This is a genomic window from Streptomyces sclerotialus (genome assembly GCF_040907265.1).
In the GTDB taxonomy this organism is placed as follows: Bacteria; Actinomycetota; Actinomycetes; order Streptomycetales; family Streptomycetaceae; genus Streptomyces; species Streptomyces sclerotialus.
The window spans coordinates 4,490,209-4,504,775 of the sequence record NZ_JBFOHP010000002.1; the positions used below are offsets into that span (position 1 = coordinate 4,490,209).

The 14,567-nt window shown below is 69.6% G+C and carries 14 protein-coding genes, 1 tRNA gene and 1 pseudogene; 8 read left to right on the top strand and 8 right to left on the bottom strand.

Annotated features, from left to right (window positions below; translation table 11 throughout):
- Positions 1 to 27 precede the first annotated feature (27 nt).
- Positions 28 to 432 carry a MerR family transcriptional regulator gene (locus AAC944_RS19960; RefSeq protein ID WP_037772304.1) on the bottom strand — a complete coding sequence of 135 codons (405 nt, stop codon included), beginning with the start codon at positions 430 to 432 and terminating at the stop codon, positions 28 to 30.
- A gap of 201 nt (positions 433 to 633) precedes the next feature.
- On the opposite strand from AAC944_RS19960, the gene AAC944_RS19965 reads away from it, so the two are divergent.
- The gene (locus AAC944_RS19965) at positions 634 to 2,133 is read left to right on the top strand and encodes a SulP family inorganic anion transporter (protein WP_030615771.1); all 1,500 of its coding nucleotides are present in this window, start codon (positions 634 to 636) and stop codon (positions 2,131 to 2,133) included.
- Between the two features lie 68 nt (positions 2,134 to 2,201).
- Here AAC944_RS19965 and AAC944_RS19970 read toward each other — a convergent pair whose 3' ends face one another.
- Positions 2,202 to 3,491 (bottom strand): MFS transporter, encoded by a 1,290-nt coding sequence (locus AAC944_RS19970; RefSeq protein ID WP_030615773.1) that lies wholly within the window; start codon positions 3,489 to 3,491, stop codon positions 2,202 to 2,204.
- Between the two features lie 98 nt (positions 3,492 to 3,589).
- Here AAC944_RS19970 and AAC944_RS19975 point away from each other — a divergent pair, with 98 nt between their 5' ends.
- Positions 3,590 to 4,516: a LysR family transcriptional regulator gene (locus AAC944_RS19975; protein WP_030615775.1), complete on the top strand. Its 927-nt coding sequence runs from the start codon at positions 3,590 to 3,592 to the stop codon at positions 4,514 to 4,516.
- A 65-nt stretch (positions 4,517 to 4,581) separates the two neighbouring features.
- A complete protein-coding gene (locus tag AAC944_RS19980; protein WP_030615778.1) occupies positions 4,582 to 5,205 on the top strand; it encodes a TlpA family protein disulfide reductase in 624 nt (207 codons plus the stop codon).
- 23 nt (positions 5,206 to 5,228) lie between these two features.
- Here the strand turns inward: AAC944_RS19980 and AAC944_RS19985 are convergent, their stop codons facing one another.
- On the bottom strand, positions 5,229 to 5,636 hold the full coding sequence (locus tag AAC944_RS19985) for an MVB12 family protein (RefSeq protein WP_030615780.1): 408 nt from the start codon (positions 5,634 to 5,636) through the stop codon (positions 5,229 to 5,231).
- Between the two features lie 302 nt (positions 5,637 to 5,938).
- Between AAC944_RS19985 and AAC944_RS19990 the strand changes: the two genes are divergently transcribed.
- From AAC944_RS19990 to AAC944_RS20005, 4 genes are all read left to right on the top strand, one after another.
- A complete protein-coding gene (locus AAC944_RS19990; RefSeq protein ID WP_368396365.1) occupies positions 5,939 to 6,301 on the top strand; it encodes a hypothetical protein in 363 nt (120 codons plus the stop codon).
- The gene (locus AAC944_RS19995) at positions 6,298 to 6,723 is read left to right on the top strand and encodes an FkbM family methyltransferase (RefSeq protein ID WP_368396366.1); all 426 of its coding nucleotides are present in this window, start codon (positions 6,298 to 6,300) and stop codon (positions 6,721 to 6,723) included. Before AAC944_RS19990 ends, AAC944_RS19995 begins: the two co-directional genes overlap by 4 nt.
- Before the next feature lie 397 nt (positions 6,724 to 7,120).
- Positions 7,121 to 7,558, top strand: a complete 438-nt coding sequence (locus AAC944_RS20000) for a hypothetical protein (RefSeq protein ID WP_196943025.1) — start codon at positions 7,121 to 7,123, stop codon at positions 7,556 to 7,558.
- Positions 7,555 to 7,971: a hypothetical protein gene (locus AAC944_RS20005; protein ID WP_196943027.1), complete on the top strand. Its 417-nt coding sequence runs from the start codon at positions 7,555 to 7,557 to the stop codon at positions 7,969 to 7,971. Before AAC944_RS20000 ends, AAC944_RS20005 begins: the two co-directional genes overlap by 4 nt.
- A 249-nt stretch (positions 7,972 to 8,220) precedes the next feature.
- Here AAC944_RS20005 and AAC944_RS20010 read toward each other — a convergent pair.
- The 4 genes and pseudogenes from AAC944_RS20010 to AAC944_RS20030 form a co-directional block, all read right to left on the bottom strand.
- Positions 8,221 to 8,798: pseudogene (locus AAC944_RS20010) on the bottom strand (glycosyltransferase family 2 protein).
- Between the two features lie 417 nt (positions 8,799 to 9,215).
- Positions 9,216 to 9,289, bottom strand: a tRNA-Pro gene (locus tag AAC944_RS20020).
- Positions 9,290 to 9,301: 12 nt separating this feature from the next.
- On the bottom strand, positions 9,302 to 10,072 hold the full coding sequence (locus AAC944_RS20025; protein ID WP_030615786.1) for a Pr6Pr family membrane protein: 771 nt from the start codon (positions 10,070 to 10,072) through the stop codon (positions 9,302 to 9,304).
- Between the two features lie 161 nt (positions 10,073 to 10,233).
- Positions 10,234 to 11,160 (bottom strand): metallophosphoesterase, encoded by a 927-nt coding sequence (locus AAC944_RS20030; protein WP_030615789.1) that lies wholly within the window; start codon positions 11,158 to 11,160, stop codon positions 10,234 to 10,236.
- A 264-nt stretch (positions 11,161 to 11,424) separates the two neighbouring features.
- Here AAC944_RS20030 and AAC944_RS20035 point away from each other — a divergent pair, with 264 nt between their 5' ends.
- Positions 11,425 to 11,889 (top strand): GatB/YqeY domain-containing protein, encoded by a 465-nt coding sequence (locus AAC944_RS20035; RefSeq protein WP_030615792.1) that lies wholly within the window; start codon positions 11,425 to 11,427, stop codon positions 11,887 to 11,889.
- An 86-nt stretch (positions 11,890 to 11,975) separates the two neighbouring features.
- Here the strand turns inward: AAC944_RS20035 and AAC944_RS20040 are convergent, their stop codons facing one another.
- The gene (locus AAC944_RS20040; RefSeq protein WP_030615794.1) at positions 11,976 to 14,195 is read right to left on the bottom strand and encodes a transglycosylase domain-containing protein; all 2,220 of its coding nucleotides are present in this window, start codon (positions 14,193 to 14,195) and stop codon (positions 11,976 to 11,978) included.
- Between the last annotated feature and the right edge of the window lie 372 nt (positions 14,196 to 14,567).

Below are 14,567 nucleotides of genomic sequence, written 5' to 3' on the forward strand. Positions count from 1 at the left end.
TGAGGTACGAAGGCCCCCGGGCCCCGGCTACCGCGCCGGGGCCCGCGTGAGGCGTTCGCGCAGGGTGCCGGCGAACTCCTCGGCCCGCGCGAGCTGGGTGCGCAGGTCCGCGACCCGCTGCTGCGCGGCCTCCTCGAAGTGCCGCAGCCGGGCCAGGAGTTCGGCGTGCTCGTCGGCGGGGAGCGGCTCCCCGGAGTCGAGGCGGTCGGTGGCCTCCAGCAGCGCGCGCATCTCGTCCAGGCTGAACCCCAGCGGTTTCATCCGGCGGATGACCATCAGCCGCGCGACGTCGGCCTCGGTGTAGAGGCGGAAGCCGCCCTGCGAGCGGGCGGACGGAATGACCAGCCCGGTCTCCTCGTAGTGCCGGATGGTGCGCAGCGACAGCTCCGTACGCGCGGCGACCTCGCCGATCTGCATGTGCTCGCTGCTCACGTGGTGGTCGCCTTCCCTGTCCTCTGTCTGCCTGTCACCGGAGTCACACGGGCCGGCGCCCATCTCTACCCTTACGTCAGGGTAGAGTTTTGAGTCCGGGGGTCGTTTCGCGCTGCCCGTCCTCATAGGTGCGGGAGTGCGCCCCTGCTGCACCTCCGCGCACCACCGAGTGTGCCCGAACACGACAGGCGCCTTCCTCCCTTGTCCTCTTCCGTATTCTCCCCGGCCGCGCGGCTGCGCGGTGCCCGCCCGCCGTGGCTGTCCCCGAAGGTCTTCCGTACGGAGGTGCTGGCCGGTCTGGTCGTCGGCCTGGCGCTGATCCCCGAGGCGATCTCGTTCTCGGTGATCGCCGGGGTCGACCCCGAGGTGGGGCTGTTCGCCGCCTGCACCATGGCCATGGTGATCGCCTTCGTCGGCGGCCGGCCCGCGATGATCTCCGCGTCCACCGGCGCGGTCGCCCTGGTGGTGGCCCCGGTCGCCCGTGAGCACGGCCTCGGGTACCTGATCGCGACCGTGATCCTCGCCGGTGTCTTCCAGATCGTCCTCGGCGCCCTGGGCGTCGCCAAGCTGATGCGGTTCGTGCCGCGGCCGGTGATGGTCGGCTTCGTCAACGCCCTGGGCATCCTGCTCTTCACCGCCCAGATCCCCAATCTGCGCGACGTGCCGTGGGCGGTCTACCCGCTGGTGGCGGCCGGCCTGCTGCTCATGGTGTTCTTCCCGAGGATCACCAAGGCGGTGCCCGCGCCGCTCGTCTCCATCGTCGTCCTCACCGTGATCACGATCGCGGCCGGCATCGCCGTGCCCACCGTCGGCGACAAGGGCAAGCTGCCGTCCGCCCTGCCCGTACCGGGCCTGCCGGACGTACCGTTCAGCCTCCACACCCTCACCGTCATCGCCCCCTACGCGCTGGCGATGGCGCTGGTCGGGCTGATGGAGTCGCTCATGACGGCCAAGCTGGTGGACGAGATCACCGACACTCGCTCCGACAAGACCCGCGAGTCCATCGGCCAGGGCATCGCCAACATCGTCACCGGCTTCTTCGGCGGCATGGGCGGCTGCGCGATGATCGGCCAGACGATGATCAACGTGAAGAACGGCGCCCGCACCCGGCTCTCCACCTTCCTCGCCGGCTTCTTTCTCCTCATCCTGTGCATCGTCCTGGGCCCGGTCGTCTCCGAGATCCCCATGGCCGCACTGGTCGCGGTGATGGTGCTGGTCTCGGTCGGCACCTTCGACTGGCACTCGATCAAGCCCGCGACCCTCAAGCGGCTGCCGGCCGGCGAGACCGTCGTCATGGTCCTCACGGTCGCCGTCGTGGTCGCCACCGACAACCTCTCCATCGGCGTCGTCGTCGGCACCGTCACCGCAATGGTGATCTTCGCCCGCCGCGTCGCCCACCTGGTGAACGTCACCGCGGTCACCGACCCCGACAACACCCAGGTCGTCTACTCGGTCACCGGCGAGCTCTTCTTCGCCTCCACCAACGACCTGGTCACGCAGTTCGACTACGCCGGCGACCCGGGCAAGGTCGTCATCGACCTGACCGCGGCCCACGTGTGGGACGCCTCCTCCGTCGCCGCGCTGGACGCCGTGGAGACCAAGTACACCCAGCGCGGCAAGACCGTGGAGATCATCGGGCTGAACGAGCCCAGCGCCCGCCTCCACAGGACGCTGAGCGGGGAACTCGCGGACAGCCACTGAACTGGCTGGGGACGCCGGTGCGAGGGTGAGCGGTGATGCGGGGCGGGCCGGCTACCGGGCCGGCCGACTCAAGGCCGGAGGCGGAGGCTGCGGGGCCGGAGGCGGCCGCTGCGGGTCCGGCCGAGGAGTACGAGCAGCACACAGCTCAGCACCGCGAGCCCCGCGGTCGCGGCCAGCAGCCAGGGCATCGGGAAGGCGGCGGCGAGGGCGCCGAGCAGCAGTGGAGCGAACATCCCGAGGTAGGCCAGGCTCCAGAAGTAGGACGTGAGGCGGGCCAGCGCGGCCGGGGCGGCGAGTACGGCGACGGTGGCCAGTCCGTAGGTCAGGGCGAGCCCGTACCCGGCGCCCAGCACCGCCCCGGCGACCAGCCCGAGCACCGGCTGCCCGTACCCGGCTGCCGGTACGGCCAGGACGAACCCCGCGGCCATGACCAGCAGCCCGGCGGCCCCGGTGAACAGCCGGCTGCGCCCGCTCAGCCGCCGGGCCAGTGGCTGTACCGCCACCCCCGAGCCGGGCACGACCGCGGTCGCCACCCCGGCGTACACCACCTGCCAGCCGGTGAGACCGCCGTCCACCAGCCCGGGAAGGGTGGCGAAGCCCACCATCGGCGCGGCGAAGACCCAGGGGGCCATGGGCAGGACGGCCCGCAGGAAACCGGTGCCGCCGCCGCGCCCGTCGGCCGCCCGCGCGGAGCCACGGCCCGTGGCGGTACGGCCCTCCGGGCGTCCCTCCGGCCGGGTCTCCGGGCTCCGCCGGGCGAGGCAGCCGGCGAGTACGGCCAGCACGAGATGCGGCAGGTACGCGAGCACCATCGGCCAGGGCGCCCACTGGGCGATCAACGAGGCGGACAGCCCGCCCGAGGCGAAGCCGAGCGAGACGAAGACGCCGGAGCGCCGGGCGGCCACCGTCTCCGTACCCGCCGGCGCGTACGGCGGCGAGGAGAGCTCCTTCACCCACGCGCCCCCGGCCGCCAGCAGCGCCCCGGCACTGACGCCGGTGAGCAGCCGCCCGGGCGCCAGCCAGAACGCCGAGCCCGCACCCAGCATCAGCAGCAGCGTGGCGGCCAGATTGAGGGCGAGGGCGCCGAGCGCCACCGGGCGCCGCCCGTACCGGTCGGCGAGCGGGGCGGCGGTGAGCAGTCCGGGTATCAGCCCCACCGCGTACACCGCGAGCAGCGCGTTCACCGCGGCGTCCGAGAGCCCGGCGGCGCGGTAGGCACCGAGCAGCGCGGCGAACTGGTTGGCGCTCCAGCCGGAGGCCGTCATCATCAGCGCCGCCCGCAGCCCGTACCGGCGAGGGGCGGGCGCAGCGGCGCGGGCAGGGCGGGTCGGGAGCAGTTCAGCGGTGTCGGTCACCATGCCGTTGTACGGGCCACGATCCCTGGTCGGCCGCCCGCATTCACGATTCGTGAACGGACATACGCGCAGATAGGGACCGCGTCGTACGCTGAGGAACCATGGACCTCCGGCTGCTCCCGTCATTCCTGGCCGTGGTCGAGGAACAGCACTTCGGCCGGGCGGCGGCCCGCCTCTTCCTCTCCCCGCCGGCCGTCACCCAGCACATCCGCCGGCTGGAGAGCGAGCTCGGCACCCCGCTGCTGCACCGGAACCCGGTACGACCGACCGCCGCCGGCGTACGTCTCGCCGAGCACGCCCGGACCCTGCTGGCCGCGGCGGACGCGGCGGTCGAGGACGTGCACGAGGCGGTGCGCCGGGAGCGGGAACGGGAGCGGTCCAGGCGCCCGCTGCGGGTCGGCATCATGGCCCACGGCTCGGCGGAGATCACCCCGGCCGCGGTGAACGCCTACCGCAGGGCCCGCCCGGAGGTCCCGGTCGAGGTGGTCCAGCTCGACTTCACCGAGCACGTCACGGCGCTCGTGGAGGACCGGGTGGACCTGGCCTTCATCAGACCGATGCCCGACGACGACCGGCTGGCCGGTGACGTACTCCTCACCGAGCAGCGCATCGTGGTCGTCCCCGAGTCCGCCCAGCTCGCCGACGCCCGCACCGAGGGCGTACGCGTCGCCGACCTGGCCGACCTGCCCATCTTCCGGGTGCCGGACCATACGCCGACGATCTTCAAGGACTACCTCTACTTCCACAACGAGGCCGCCCGCCGCGGACAGAGCATGGCGCTCTTCCCGCAGGAGGTCCTCACCGGCGTCCTCACCGGCCTCGGCGCCGGCTCCGGCCTCCGCTCCTTCGCCCGCTACTACAACTGGCCCGGCGCGGTCTTCGTACCGGTCCTGGACGCACCCCCGGAGTCCAGCCACCTGGCGGCCCGCGCCGACGACCCCGACCCCGAAGTAGCCGTCTTCCGCGCCCTGACCACCACCCTCGCCCGCGAACTGGCCCCACGCATCAACGCCATGCCCCTGCCGTGACCCCACCACCGGCGGCACCGGCACCGCCCCGGAGAGGCAGCCACACGCCGTGCAAGACTCCCCGGATGTCCTTCCGCCGCCGCCCACTCGCCCACCTGCCGGCCCGCGGCCGCCCGGCCCTACGCGCCGCCTGCGCCGCGGCGTTGATGCTCAGCGGCTGTCTCAGCGGCTGCGGGGACAACGACTCCGGCGGGAGCTCGCAGGCGGGCTTCGTCAAGGGTGACGACGGCTTCGACACGGTGCCCGTCGCCGCGCGGAAACCGGCACCCGCCATCGACGGCAGGACGACGCACGGCGATCCCCTGAACATCGCCGACTACAAGGGAAAGGTCGTCGTCCTCAACATCTGGGGCTCCTGGTGCGGTCCCTGCATCGCCGAGGCACCCGGCTTCGCCGAGGTCGCCGAGGAGAACCGGAGCAAGGGCGTGCAGTTCGTCGGCATCAACACCCGCGACAGCAGCACCGCACAGGCCATCAGCTTCGAAGAGCGGCACGAGTTGCCGTACCCCAGCCTGTTCGACCCGTCGGGAAAACTCATGCTCCGATTCCCCAAGGGTAGCCTGAACCCTCAGTTCCTGCCGTCGACCATCGTCGTCGACCGCCACGGCCGCACCGCGGCCCGAGCCATCGGCCCCCTCGGCGAACAGCAGCTCCGCAAGATGATCCAGCCCTTGACGGCCGAAGACTGAGGCCCCATGACTGCGTGGCTGTCTCACCTCTTGAACGCGAGATATATGTACTTCCCGCCGGCGCCCTTGTTGAGGTCGAAGTCGATGAGCGAATAGCCGTGCGGCAGGTTGTGCCCGCCCCGACCGTACGAAGCGATCACCTTGAGTTCCTGGATCGCGTCCTTGCGGTCGCCCCTCCGGAAACAGGTCCAGATGTACGCTCCGCCGGCCCCTTCGTTCAGGTCGGCATCGATCATTTCGTACCCCGGAGGCACATCCCCCTTGTCTGTGACGAAGCGGATGTCGGTGAGGGGTGCGTGGGTGCCGTCCTCCTCGAAGGCGAAGTACAGGTACTTGCCGCCTGCGCCGTCATTCAGGTCGACCGGGTCCTTGGTCCAGCCGTGGGGCGCCTGCTGGTCACCCTCGAGCACGGTCAGGTTCGTCACAGCCATGACGTTCTCCTTGTCCGCTTCCCGTACCTGAAACTGCGGAGGTCGCCGGACCGACACCGGGAACACCGGGAACACCCGGAATGCCGGAACAATGTGCTGTCGCGGCCCCACCTCCGCCCATACGGGGGCACCATGCCAGAACCGACCGAACGACTCACCCCCGCATGACACCCTTCGGCCCGAATACATCGGTACATGTCTTCAGAGGCGGGTTCATCGAACAGGCGCCTATTGGGCTCGCATCGATTCCGGCAAACGCGCCCCGGTCTGTCCGGAGACATCCACCCGACTCAGGAGTCCATGTGACTGCTGCTCTTCACCGGATCAAGCGGGACCTGGCGCGCTGGTACGTCCGGTACGCGCCGGGCGCCATCGGTAAGTCCGCCGTACTGGACACCTACCTGAACGCCGAGCTACGCGACCATCCCGTGGTCCGCCAGGCCCGTGCGCGCTTCGGATCCACCTTCACCACGGATACGCAAGACCTCATCCAGCGCTACATCCACCTCTTCGGGGGGTGGGAGCCGCACCTGACGACATGGCTCACGCGACGACTCGAGCCGGGCGACGCATTCGTGGACGTCGGGGCCAACATCGGCTACTACAGCCTGCTCGCCTGCTCGCCTGCTCGCCTGCTCGCCTCTCGCCTCTCGCCTCGTGGGTGAGAGCGGCGGGCGAAGCGGAGTCCACGTTCGAGGCGCGGGCCCACCCCCTGCCCGACGTGCTGACGGCGGACGAGATCGCCAAGGCCCGCGTCATCAAGATCGACGTCGAAGGCGCCGAAGGCGCCGAAGGGGCCGCCGTGCGCGGCCTGGCGCCCGTCCTGGACCAGCTCCGTCCCGACGCCGAGCCGGCCATCGAGGTCACCCCGCAGCGGATGGCGGAGTTGGGGCACTCCGCCGAAGAGCTGCTGGAGACGTTCACGAAGCGCGGCTTCCCCATGTACCGGCTGGCCAACGACTATGCGGCGGGCAGCTACCCCGCCGCTCTGCGCCGCGGCGCTCAGGCCCCGGTCCGCCGGCGCGGCCCGGTCACCGACGAGAGCGAGCTGATCTTCTCCCGGGTGGACGCCGACGTACTGCTGTGAGGCCGGCAGCGGAAGCGGCATCCATGATGAATAAGCCCCTTCGGGTTGTTCCTTGTGACGACGATCATCACCTCGAGTGGAACCGAATCACCTGACCCCGCATCTGCACTGGAATGTGCCCGAATTTCTTTCACTCGCCGCAGCCGGACACCCGGCCGCCGAGACTGAAAGCGCTTGCACATTGAGTACCGAAGAGCAAATGAGACTTCCGCATCGCGCATCAGTATGATCTTGCCGACGACGGCTGCTGACCACGGCCGCCAGCTCTACACAGGGGGATGCTATGTCTCGTAGATCGACCATGCGAGCAGTCGGAGTCGCGCTGGCTCTTCTGCCCACCGCTTTCGCGACTACCGCAGCTCACGCCAGTACTGGCGAATCTTCACCCGGCTCCGCCATGCAGAAGCGGAACGGTGAAATCTCCACTCGGGCAGCTGTCGGGAACTACAGCAAGGTCATCAGTAAGACATCGAAGAAGAACTACACGAATACCAAGAATGAAATAGCCCGCTGCACGGCGCAGACCAAGGGTATGACCTGCATGATCAATAAGACGGCGTCGGCGACGCGCACGATCGACGCGGGGTTCGGCCTGAGCCGTGACGGTGTCGCGGCGAGTCTGAACATCAGCAAGGCGAAGACGCAGTCCGTGTCGGTGACGTGCAGCGCAAAGGTGAGCAAGGGGCACTCGCTCGTCGCCTACCCGATCGGCACCCGGTACAAGTACAAGATTGAAAAGCACATCACCACGCCCCTTGACTACAAGGCCGGCACGAGTGGGTGGAAGTACGCTTTCGATCCTGCGCCCGCGAAGGTAAGCTGCAAGGTCATATGAGCCTCCGTCGTAGTCATTTCACGTCCGCACTTCCCCGCGTCGGCGCGGTGGCGGGTGTCGCGGCAGTAGCGATGGTTCTGGCGGGATGCGGTGCGGAAAACAAGCCGCACGTGCCGGTGGACTCGCTCGTCGGCCAATCCGTGGCTCAGGTGGAAGGGAAACTGCCGCAGGACGCCTCAATGGTCTCGTACGACCTGTCAAAGCCTGTCACCGGTAAGGATGCCAAGTACGGCATCTCGGATGACGACTCCCACGGCGATTGGTTCGTGGTGGCGGCATGTGCGAATACGAAGAACGTGGAAAACGACACCCGGCTCGCAGTGGGGGTGCTGAACGCCGACGCGTACTCCAAGAACATCGCACGCAAGGCGAAGAACCACGCTTTCAACCGCTACTTGTCGGAATGCGGGTAACCAATTCCTGGCGCGGTCGGGACTCCGAGGCGCCACAGCCAGGAAGTGAAGCGTAGACCTCGCCTCACAGTCCGGTATTCACCGGACACGCCTGCTTGCAGTGAGCGACACAGCCCCCGGCCGTACCCCTACGGCCGGGGGCGCGGCGCTGCCGGCTCCGGACTCTTCGCATCCGGCTGAAGCGCCGCTGCTTTGCCGACGCAGGTAGGTCCGGCGAGGAGGTCATCGACACGGCTGGTGGAGCCGGGATCAGCCCGCTCCGTGGCGCCAGTTCTCCATCGCGGCCAGAGCGCGCGCCCGAGTCTGTACGACCGCGAAGCGCGCCTTACGTTCCCCCTCGTCGGAATGCGCCACCTGGCTGGTGACCTGACCAAGCCACTTCCGGTAGAGCAGGCCTGTCTCCGCGGTGAACCAACCGCGGCTCACCGCGGACAGCGCCAGCAGCAGGCCCGTGTCCTCAGACGCCGGCAGGGCCATCCAGCCGCCGAGGGCCAGGAGGAGGCCGTGGCGGACGCACAGGGTGGTCGGATGCACCTGGGGGCGGAAGTTGTGCGCCTCCCAGTGCGCGAGCACGGCTCCGCGCTCGCACACGCCCTCGGGCGGGGACGGGCCATCGTCGCGCCACCGTGTCGGCCCTGGCCGAAGCTGATCCGCGGATCATCGGGGACATACGGGCGGACCTCGTCGGTCTTCCCGTCCTCCTGGATCACCCACTGCCAGTCCGAGCCCTCGGGCAGCCCTTGCTCCGTCAGCGACTTGTAGGCGTCAGCGAGGAATGGAGCGGCCGGCGGGTGGACGGCCGTCATGACCGTGACGATGTCCGGCATCGTCACCACCGGTACAGGGGCGTCGTGAAGACCAGTTCGGTGGCGTCGCCGGGCAGGAGCACGTCGAAGCCCCCACCACCTGGCCGCCGGTATCGATGGAGAGCTTCCGGAGAACGAACGCTGAGAACACTGAGACGCCCTTCTGGAAGCCGAGCTCCTCGGCCTCCTCTGCTGTCGGAGGCCGGGCGGTGATCCGCTCCACCCTTGGCCGCGGCTCGCGGATGAGGTTGATCACACCATGCCGCTTGTCGATCAGACCTTCGGCGAGCAGCTCGCCCAGCGCGCCGCCACAGCCGCGTCTCCCTGCTCCCCGAGGCAGACGCGGAACGTCAGTCACGCAGCACGCAGATCGACACGCAACAACAGCAAGGGCCTGGTTCTCAGTGAGAACCAGGCCCTTGACCTGTGTTTCTTCAGTCGGGGTGGCGGGATTTGAACCCACGACCTCTTCGTCCCGAACGAAGCGCGCTGCCAAGCTGCGCTACACCCCGAAGCAACGAGCTCTACTTTAGCGGACCGATCCCCGTACGCGAAATCCGATACCCGGGGCGCGGAGGAGCGGGCCTGAGCTGGTCGATCGCGAGGAGGACGGTGGCGAGCGCGTAGAGGGTGAGAAGGCACAGGAGGGCGGCTGTCAGGGCGGAGAGATAGCCGTGTGCCGTGGCGTCCAGGAAGGGCCAGGGGTAGCGGCCGGCGGCGCCCGGAGTGATCAGTGCGCCGCGGAGGACGGCGAAGAGGAGATAGAGGAAGGGGTAGGCGAGCCACTGCCAGGTGTGGCGCAGCCGGTACTGGCGCGGGGCGCTCAGGAAGAGCCAGTCCAGTACGGCGCCGAGGGGGACGGCGGTGTGCAGGAGCAGGGCGGCGGCCGTGCCGGTCGTGGCGGAGCCGCCGGGGCCGCCGGGGCCGGGCACGAGGTGCGTGTGATGGAGCAGGGCGGCGAAGACCACGTAGAGCAGGAGCGCGCCGGTGATCCGGGCGGAGACGGGGCGGCGGCCGCTGCCGGCGCGGTAGGCGGACCACAGGGTGCCGAGCGCGAACACGGTGCCGACCTGGACCGAGAAGTCGCTGAACAGGCGCGGCAGGTCGGTGGCGCGACTGATCTCCAGGGCGATGCCGGTGGCCGCGGCCGCGGCGAGCAGGACGCGGAGGACGGCGGCGAGCGGGCGTCGGACGTGCGGCGCGACCGCTGAGGACGGGGTGAGTGCCGAGGCGCCGGCCGGGCCGGTCGCGTAGTGCGAGGAACGGGTGGGGTCGGACCGGGTCGGGTCGATCATCTCTCCACGCTAGACGGGTCGTGGGGGGACTGGGGACGGTGCGGCCCCCGGAGTGGGAGCGGCCGGCGGGCCGGTGGCAGCGGTACGGCGATGCCGGCCGCGCTGTGCTCCGGGGGCCGTACGGCGGTTCGGCGTACGGCGGGCCGACGGGGCCCGGTGTGTCAGGCCTGTTCCGTCAGCGTCAGCAGGGTCGCCTCGGGCGGGCAGGCGAAGCGGACGGGGGTGTAGCGGTTGGTGCCGCAGCCCGCGGAGACGTGCAGGTACGAGGTGTGCTCGCCGGCGGTGTGGGTGGAGAGGCCCTTGACCCGGCCCGTGTCCAGGTCGCAGTTGGTGACCAGGGCGCCGTAGAAGGGGATGCACAGCTGGCCGCCGTGGGTGTGCCCGGCGAGGATCAGCGGGTAGCCGTCGGCGGTGAAGGCGTCCAGGGAGCGCAGGTACGGGGCGTGTACGACGGCGAGGGAGAGATCGGCGCCGTCCTCGGGCCCGCCGGCCACCTCGGCGTACCGGTCGCGCTTGATGTGCGGGTCGTCCAGGCCGGTCAGTGCGATCTCGATGCCGTCGAGCTTCAGGCGGCCGCGGTTGTTGGACAGGCCGACCCAGCCCGCCTCGTCGAAGGCGTCGCGCAGCTCTTCCCAGGGGTTGTGGACGGCGCCGACGACCGGCGGATTGCCGTTCAGGCCGTGTCGCCCCTGAACCTTCTCGATCAGATAGCGGGCGGGATTGCGCAGCTTCGGACCGTAGTAGTCGTTCGAACCGAACACGTACGTGCCGGGGAACTCCATCAGCGGGCCCAGTGCGTCCAGTACCTCCGGCACTCCTTCGGGGTCGGAGAGATTGTCGCCGGTGTTGACGACGAAGTCGGGGCGGAGGCCCGCCAGGGACTGCAGCCAGCGCCGCTTCTTGTTCTGCCCGCTGACCATGTGGATGTCCGACACCTGCAGCACCCGCAACGGCCGCATGCCGCGGGGGAGTACGGGGATCGTCACCCGGCGGAGCCGGAAGGAGCGGGCCTCGATGCCGGCGGCGTAGGCGAGGCCGGCCGCGCCGACCGCCGTAAGGGACAGGGGTACTCCGTATCGCGCGCGCATGACACCCATCGTGGCAGAGAGCGGAGACGGGGACAGCACGGGGCGGGATGATCTTGTTGTCGTACGGACGCGGGTGCCGGACGGCGGGGACGGACCCGGGTGTCGGACGCCGGTGACGGCCGGCCGTACGGTCGCCGACGGCTGCCGGTCGTACGACTGCCGGTCTTACGACTGCAGAGGCTGTTGGGGCCGCCGGGGTCCCGGGAAGGCGTTCCGGCCCGATAACTCCGCGCGGTACACCTCGGGTCCTGGCAAACTTAGGTCATGACCACGCTCAAGACGAAGCTGCAGGACGACCTCACCGCAGCGATCAAGGCGCGCGACGAGCTGCGCTCCTCCACCCTCCGCCTCACGCTCACCGCGATCCAGAAGGAGGAGGTCGCGGGGACCGAGGCCCGCGAGCTGTCGGACGGCGAGGTCGAGAAGATCATCGCGCGTGAGGCGAAGAAGCGCCGGGAGGCCGCCGAGGCGTTCGACAAGGGCGGCCGGACGGAGCAGGCCGCGCGGGAGAAGGCCGAGGGCGAGGTGCTCGCCGACTACCTCCCCAAGCAGCTCACGGACGAGGAGCTGGAGAACATCGTCGCCGAGGCGGTGGCCGAGGCCAAGGGCAGCGGCGCCGAGGGCCCGAAGGCCATGGGCGCGGTCATGAAGATCGTGAACCCTAAGGTCGCGGGCCGTGCCGAGGGCGGCCGGGTGGCCGCCGCGGTGAAGAAGCTGCTGGCGGGCTGACCCCGCGCGTACTGATGCGCGAAGGGGCGCCTCCCTGCGGGGAGGCGCCCCTTACGTCGTGCGTCACGCGGTCCAGCGCGCCGCGCTCACCCGTTGTGCCCGCGGCCGTTTCCCCCGCCCGGCCAGCTCCAGCCGCCGTTGTCGCCGCCCCCTATGACGTCGGGCAGGTCCGGCAGGTCGGGGAGGTCGATGCCGCCCCCGCCGGGCTTGTCGTCCGTGTGGGCCGGTGGCTTGGCACGGTTCTTCTTCTTGCTCTTGGGGTCGCGGATGGGCACCGTGTGGAAGCCCGGCGCGGGCTTCCCGGCCAGCGCCCCGGCCATCGCGTCCCGCCAGATCGGCCCCGGCACCTGGCCACCGAAGACCTTGTCGTACGGGCGGCCGCCGATGGTGATGTCGACCATCCGCCGCTTGTGCTCGGGGTCGCCGACCCAGACCGCACCCGCCATGTTCGGGGTGTAGCCCACGAACCAGGCGGCGTAACGGCCGTCCGTCGTACCGGTCTTGCCCGCGCTCGGCCGGCTGCTGAGCCCGGCCTCCTTGCCGGTGCCGTCCTCGACGACGCCCTGGAGAAGGGTGTTTATGGTGTCGGCCGTCTTCTCCGACATGGCCCGGCGGCAGCTGGTCTGCGGGACCTTCATCGCCTTGCCGTCCGGGCCGGTGATCGACTCGATGGCGACCGGCGTGCAGTACTCGCCGCGGTTGGCGAACGCGGCGTACCCCGCGGCCATGGTCAGCGGCGACATCTCCTGCGTGCCCAGAGTGATAGACGGGACCTGGTCGATCTCCTTGCCGTCGGCGCGCTTGATGCCCATCCGGTCGGCCATCTTCGTGACCGGGCAGATGCCGATGTCGCTGATCAGCGACACGAAGTAGGTGTTGACCGACTTGGCGGTCGCCTCCTTCATGCCGTACGGGCCCTTCTCGCTGCTGTTCTCGTTCTCCACCGGGGCGCTGCCGTTCCACATGCCCTTACAGGTGGAGACCGGGCTCGGGTACTGCATGCGGTACGGGGACGGGTAGACCTTGTCCGGGCTGACGCCCTGCTCGATCGCGGCCGCCGCGATCACCGGCTTGAAGGTCGAACCGGGCTGGTATCCGGCGCCGCCGCCCATGTCACCGTCCACGGACAGGTTCATCTGGGTCTGGTTGCCCTTGAAGCCGTACGGCCGGGACTGGCCCATGCCGCGAATCTTGCCCGTGCCCGGCTCGACCAGCGCCGCCGCGGTGGCGACCGGGTCCGAGTCGTACACGTGATCGCTGACCGACTTCTGCACCGCCTTCTGGGCCTGCGGGTCCAGCGTCGTACGGATCGTCATGCCGCCGCGCTGCCAGCGGGCCAGCCGGGCCTTGGGCGTCTTGCCGAAGACCGGGTCGTTCAGGAAGGCCTCGCGGACGTAGTCGCAGAAGAACCCGGCACCGTCGACGGCGGTGATGCAGCCGTTGCGCGGGGTGCTGAGGTGCAGCTCGATCGGCTTCTTGGCGGCGGCGTCGGCCTGCGCCCGGGTGATGTCGTGGACGTCGGCCATCCGCTGCAGCACGGTGTTGCGCCGCTTGGTGGCCTCCTCCGGGTCGTTGACCGGGTCGTACCGGCTCGGCGACTGGACGATGCCGGCCAGCAGCGCGGCCTCGGGGAGGTCCAGGTCCTTGGCGGACTTGCTGAAGTACCGCTGGGCCGCGGCCTCGACGCCGTACGCCTGCTGCCCGAAGAAGGTGATGTTCAGGTAGTTCTGCAGGATCTTCTTCTTGCCCAGCTCCTTCTCGACCTGTATCGCGTACTTCAGCTCGCGCACCTTGCGGCCGATGGTCTGCTGGGTGGCCTCCGCGACCTTGTCCCGGTCGTTGCCCGCCTCCTCGACGAAGACGTTCTTCACGTACTGCTGCGTCAGCGTCGAGGCACCCTGCGAGACCCCGCCGGACTGCGCGTTCTTGTTGACCGCGCGCAGGATGCCCTTCATGTCGACCGCGCCGTGCTGGTAGAAGCGCGAGTCCTCGATCGCGACGATCGCCTTCTGCATGTACGGGGAGATGTCCTTCAGCTCCACCACCTTGCGGTTACGGAAGTAGACCTTGGCGATCTCGCCGCCGTTCGCATCCAGGATCTTCGTCTGCTGGCTGAGCGGCGGCGTCTTCATGTTGGCCGGGATCTCGTCGAATCCCTCGACCGTCCCCTTGGCGGCGAGGCCCAGCGCGCCGGCGGCAGGGAGGGCCAGTCCCGCCAGCACAGCTCCGGCCAGGACGCTGACGCCGAGGAACTTCGCGGCCTGCTGGGTCGCGGTGAGGCCGCCACCGTCGCGCTTCTTACCCATGAGGGCACCCTACGTTCTCAATCACCGGACAGGGGCGCATCTGTTCGCTTACTCTGTTCACGCCTGTCACAGCAGCGTGGTTCCGCACCAGCACATCTCCCTCTTCTGCCGCGGGACCGGTGCCCCGATCGCCCGCTTGCGTCACCTGCGCTCGCCCGTGACCTGTGGGAAACACCCTGAACTGTCCTGCCCTGCCAGAAAAGCGACGTATGCCCTGCGCTCACTCCGTTGGGTGATCTGCCGCATACGCATAGTCCGTTCGGACCATTCAAGATTGGGCCCGAAGGGGGTGTTGCGCCCTGCCTGCCTTCCGTAACGTCCTCAACTGGCAACGGTGAATATGCCGCTTGCCGCCGTGGGGGAGCCTCGATT

Coding starts and splice junctions, on each gene's coding strand:
- AAC944_RS20035 (WP_030615792.1), top strand. CDS start 11,425: ATGACCACGCTCAAGACGAAGCTGCAGGACGACCTCACCGCAGCGATC.
- AAC944_RS19980 (WP_030615778.1), top strand. CDS start 4,582: ATGTCCTTCCGCCGCCGCCCACTCGCCCACCTGCCGGCCCGCGGCCGC.
- AAC944_RS20005 (WP_196943027.1), top strand. CDS start 7,555: ATGAGCCTCCGTCGTAGTCATTTCACGTCCGCACTTCCCCGCGTCGGC.
- AAC944_RS19985 (WP_030615780.1), bottom strand. CDS start 5,636: ATGGCTGTGACGAACCTGACCGTGCTCGAGGGTGACCAGCAGGCGCCC.
- AAC944_RS19970 (WP_030615773.1), bottom strand. CDS start 3,491: ATGGTGACCGACACCGCTGAACTGCTCCCGACCCGCCCTGCCCGCGCC.
- AAC944_RS20030 (WP_030615789.1), bottom strand. CDS start 11,160: ATGCGCGCGCGATACGGAGTACCCCTGTCCCTTACGGCGGTCGGCGCG.
- AAC944_RS20000 (WP_196943025.1), top strand. CDS start 7,121: ATGCAGAAGCGGAACGGTGAAATCTCCACTCGGGCAGCTGTCGGGAAC.
- AAC944_RS19975 (WP_030615775.1), top strand. CDS start 3,590: ATGGACCTCCGGCTGCTCCCGTCATTCCTGGCCGTGGTCGAGGAACAG.
- AAC944_RS20040 (WP_030615794.1), bottom strand. CDS start 14,195: ATGGGTAAGAAGCGCGACGGTGGCGGCCTCACCGCGACCCAGCAGGCC.
- AAC944_RS20025 (WP_030615786.1), bottom strand. CDS start 10,072: ATGATCGACCCGACCCGGTCCGACCCCACCCGTTCCTCGCACTACGCG.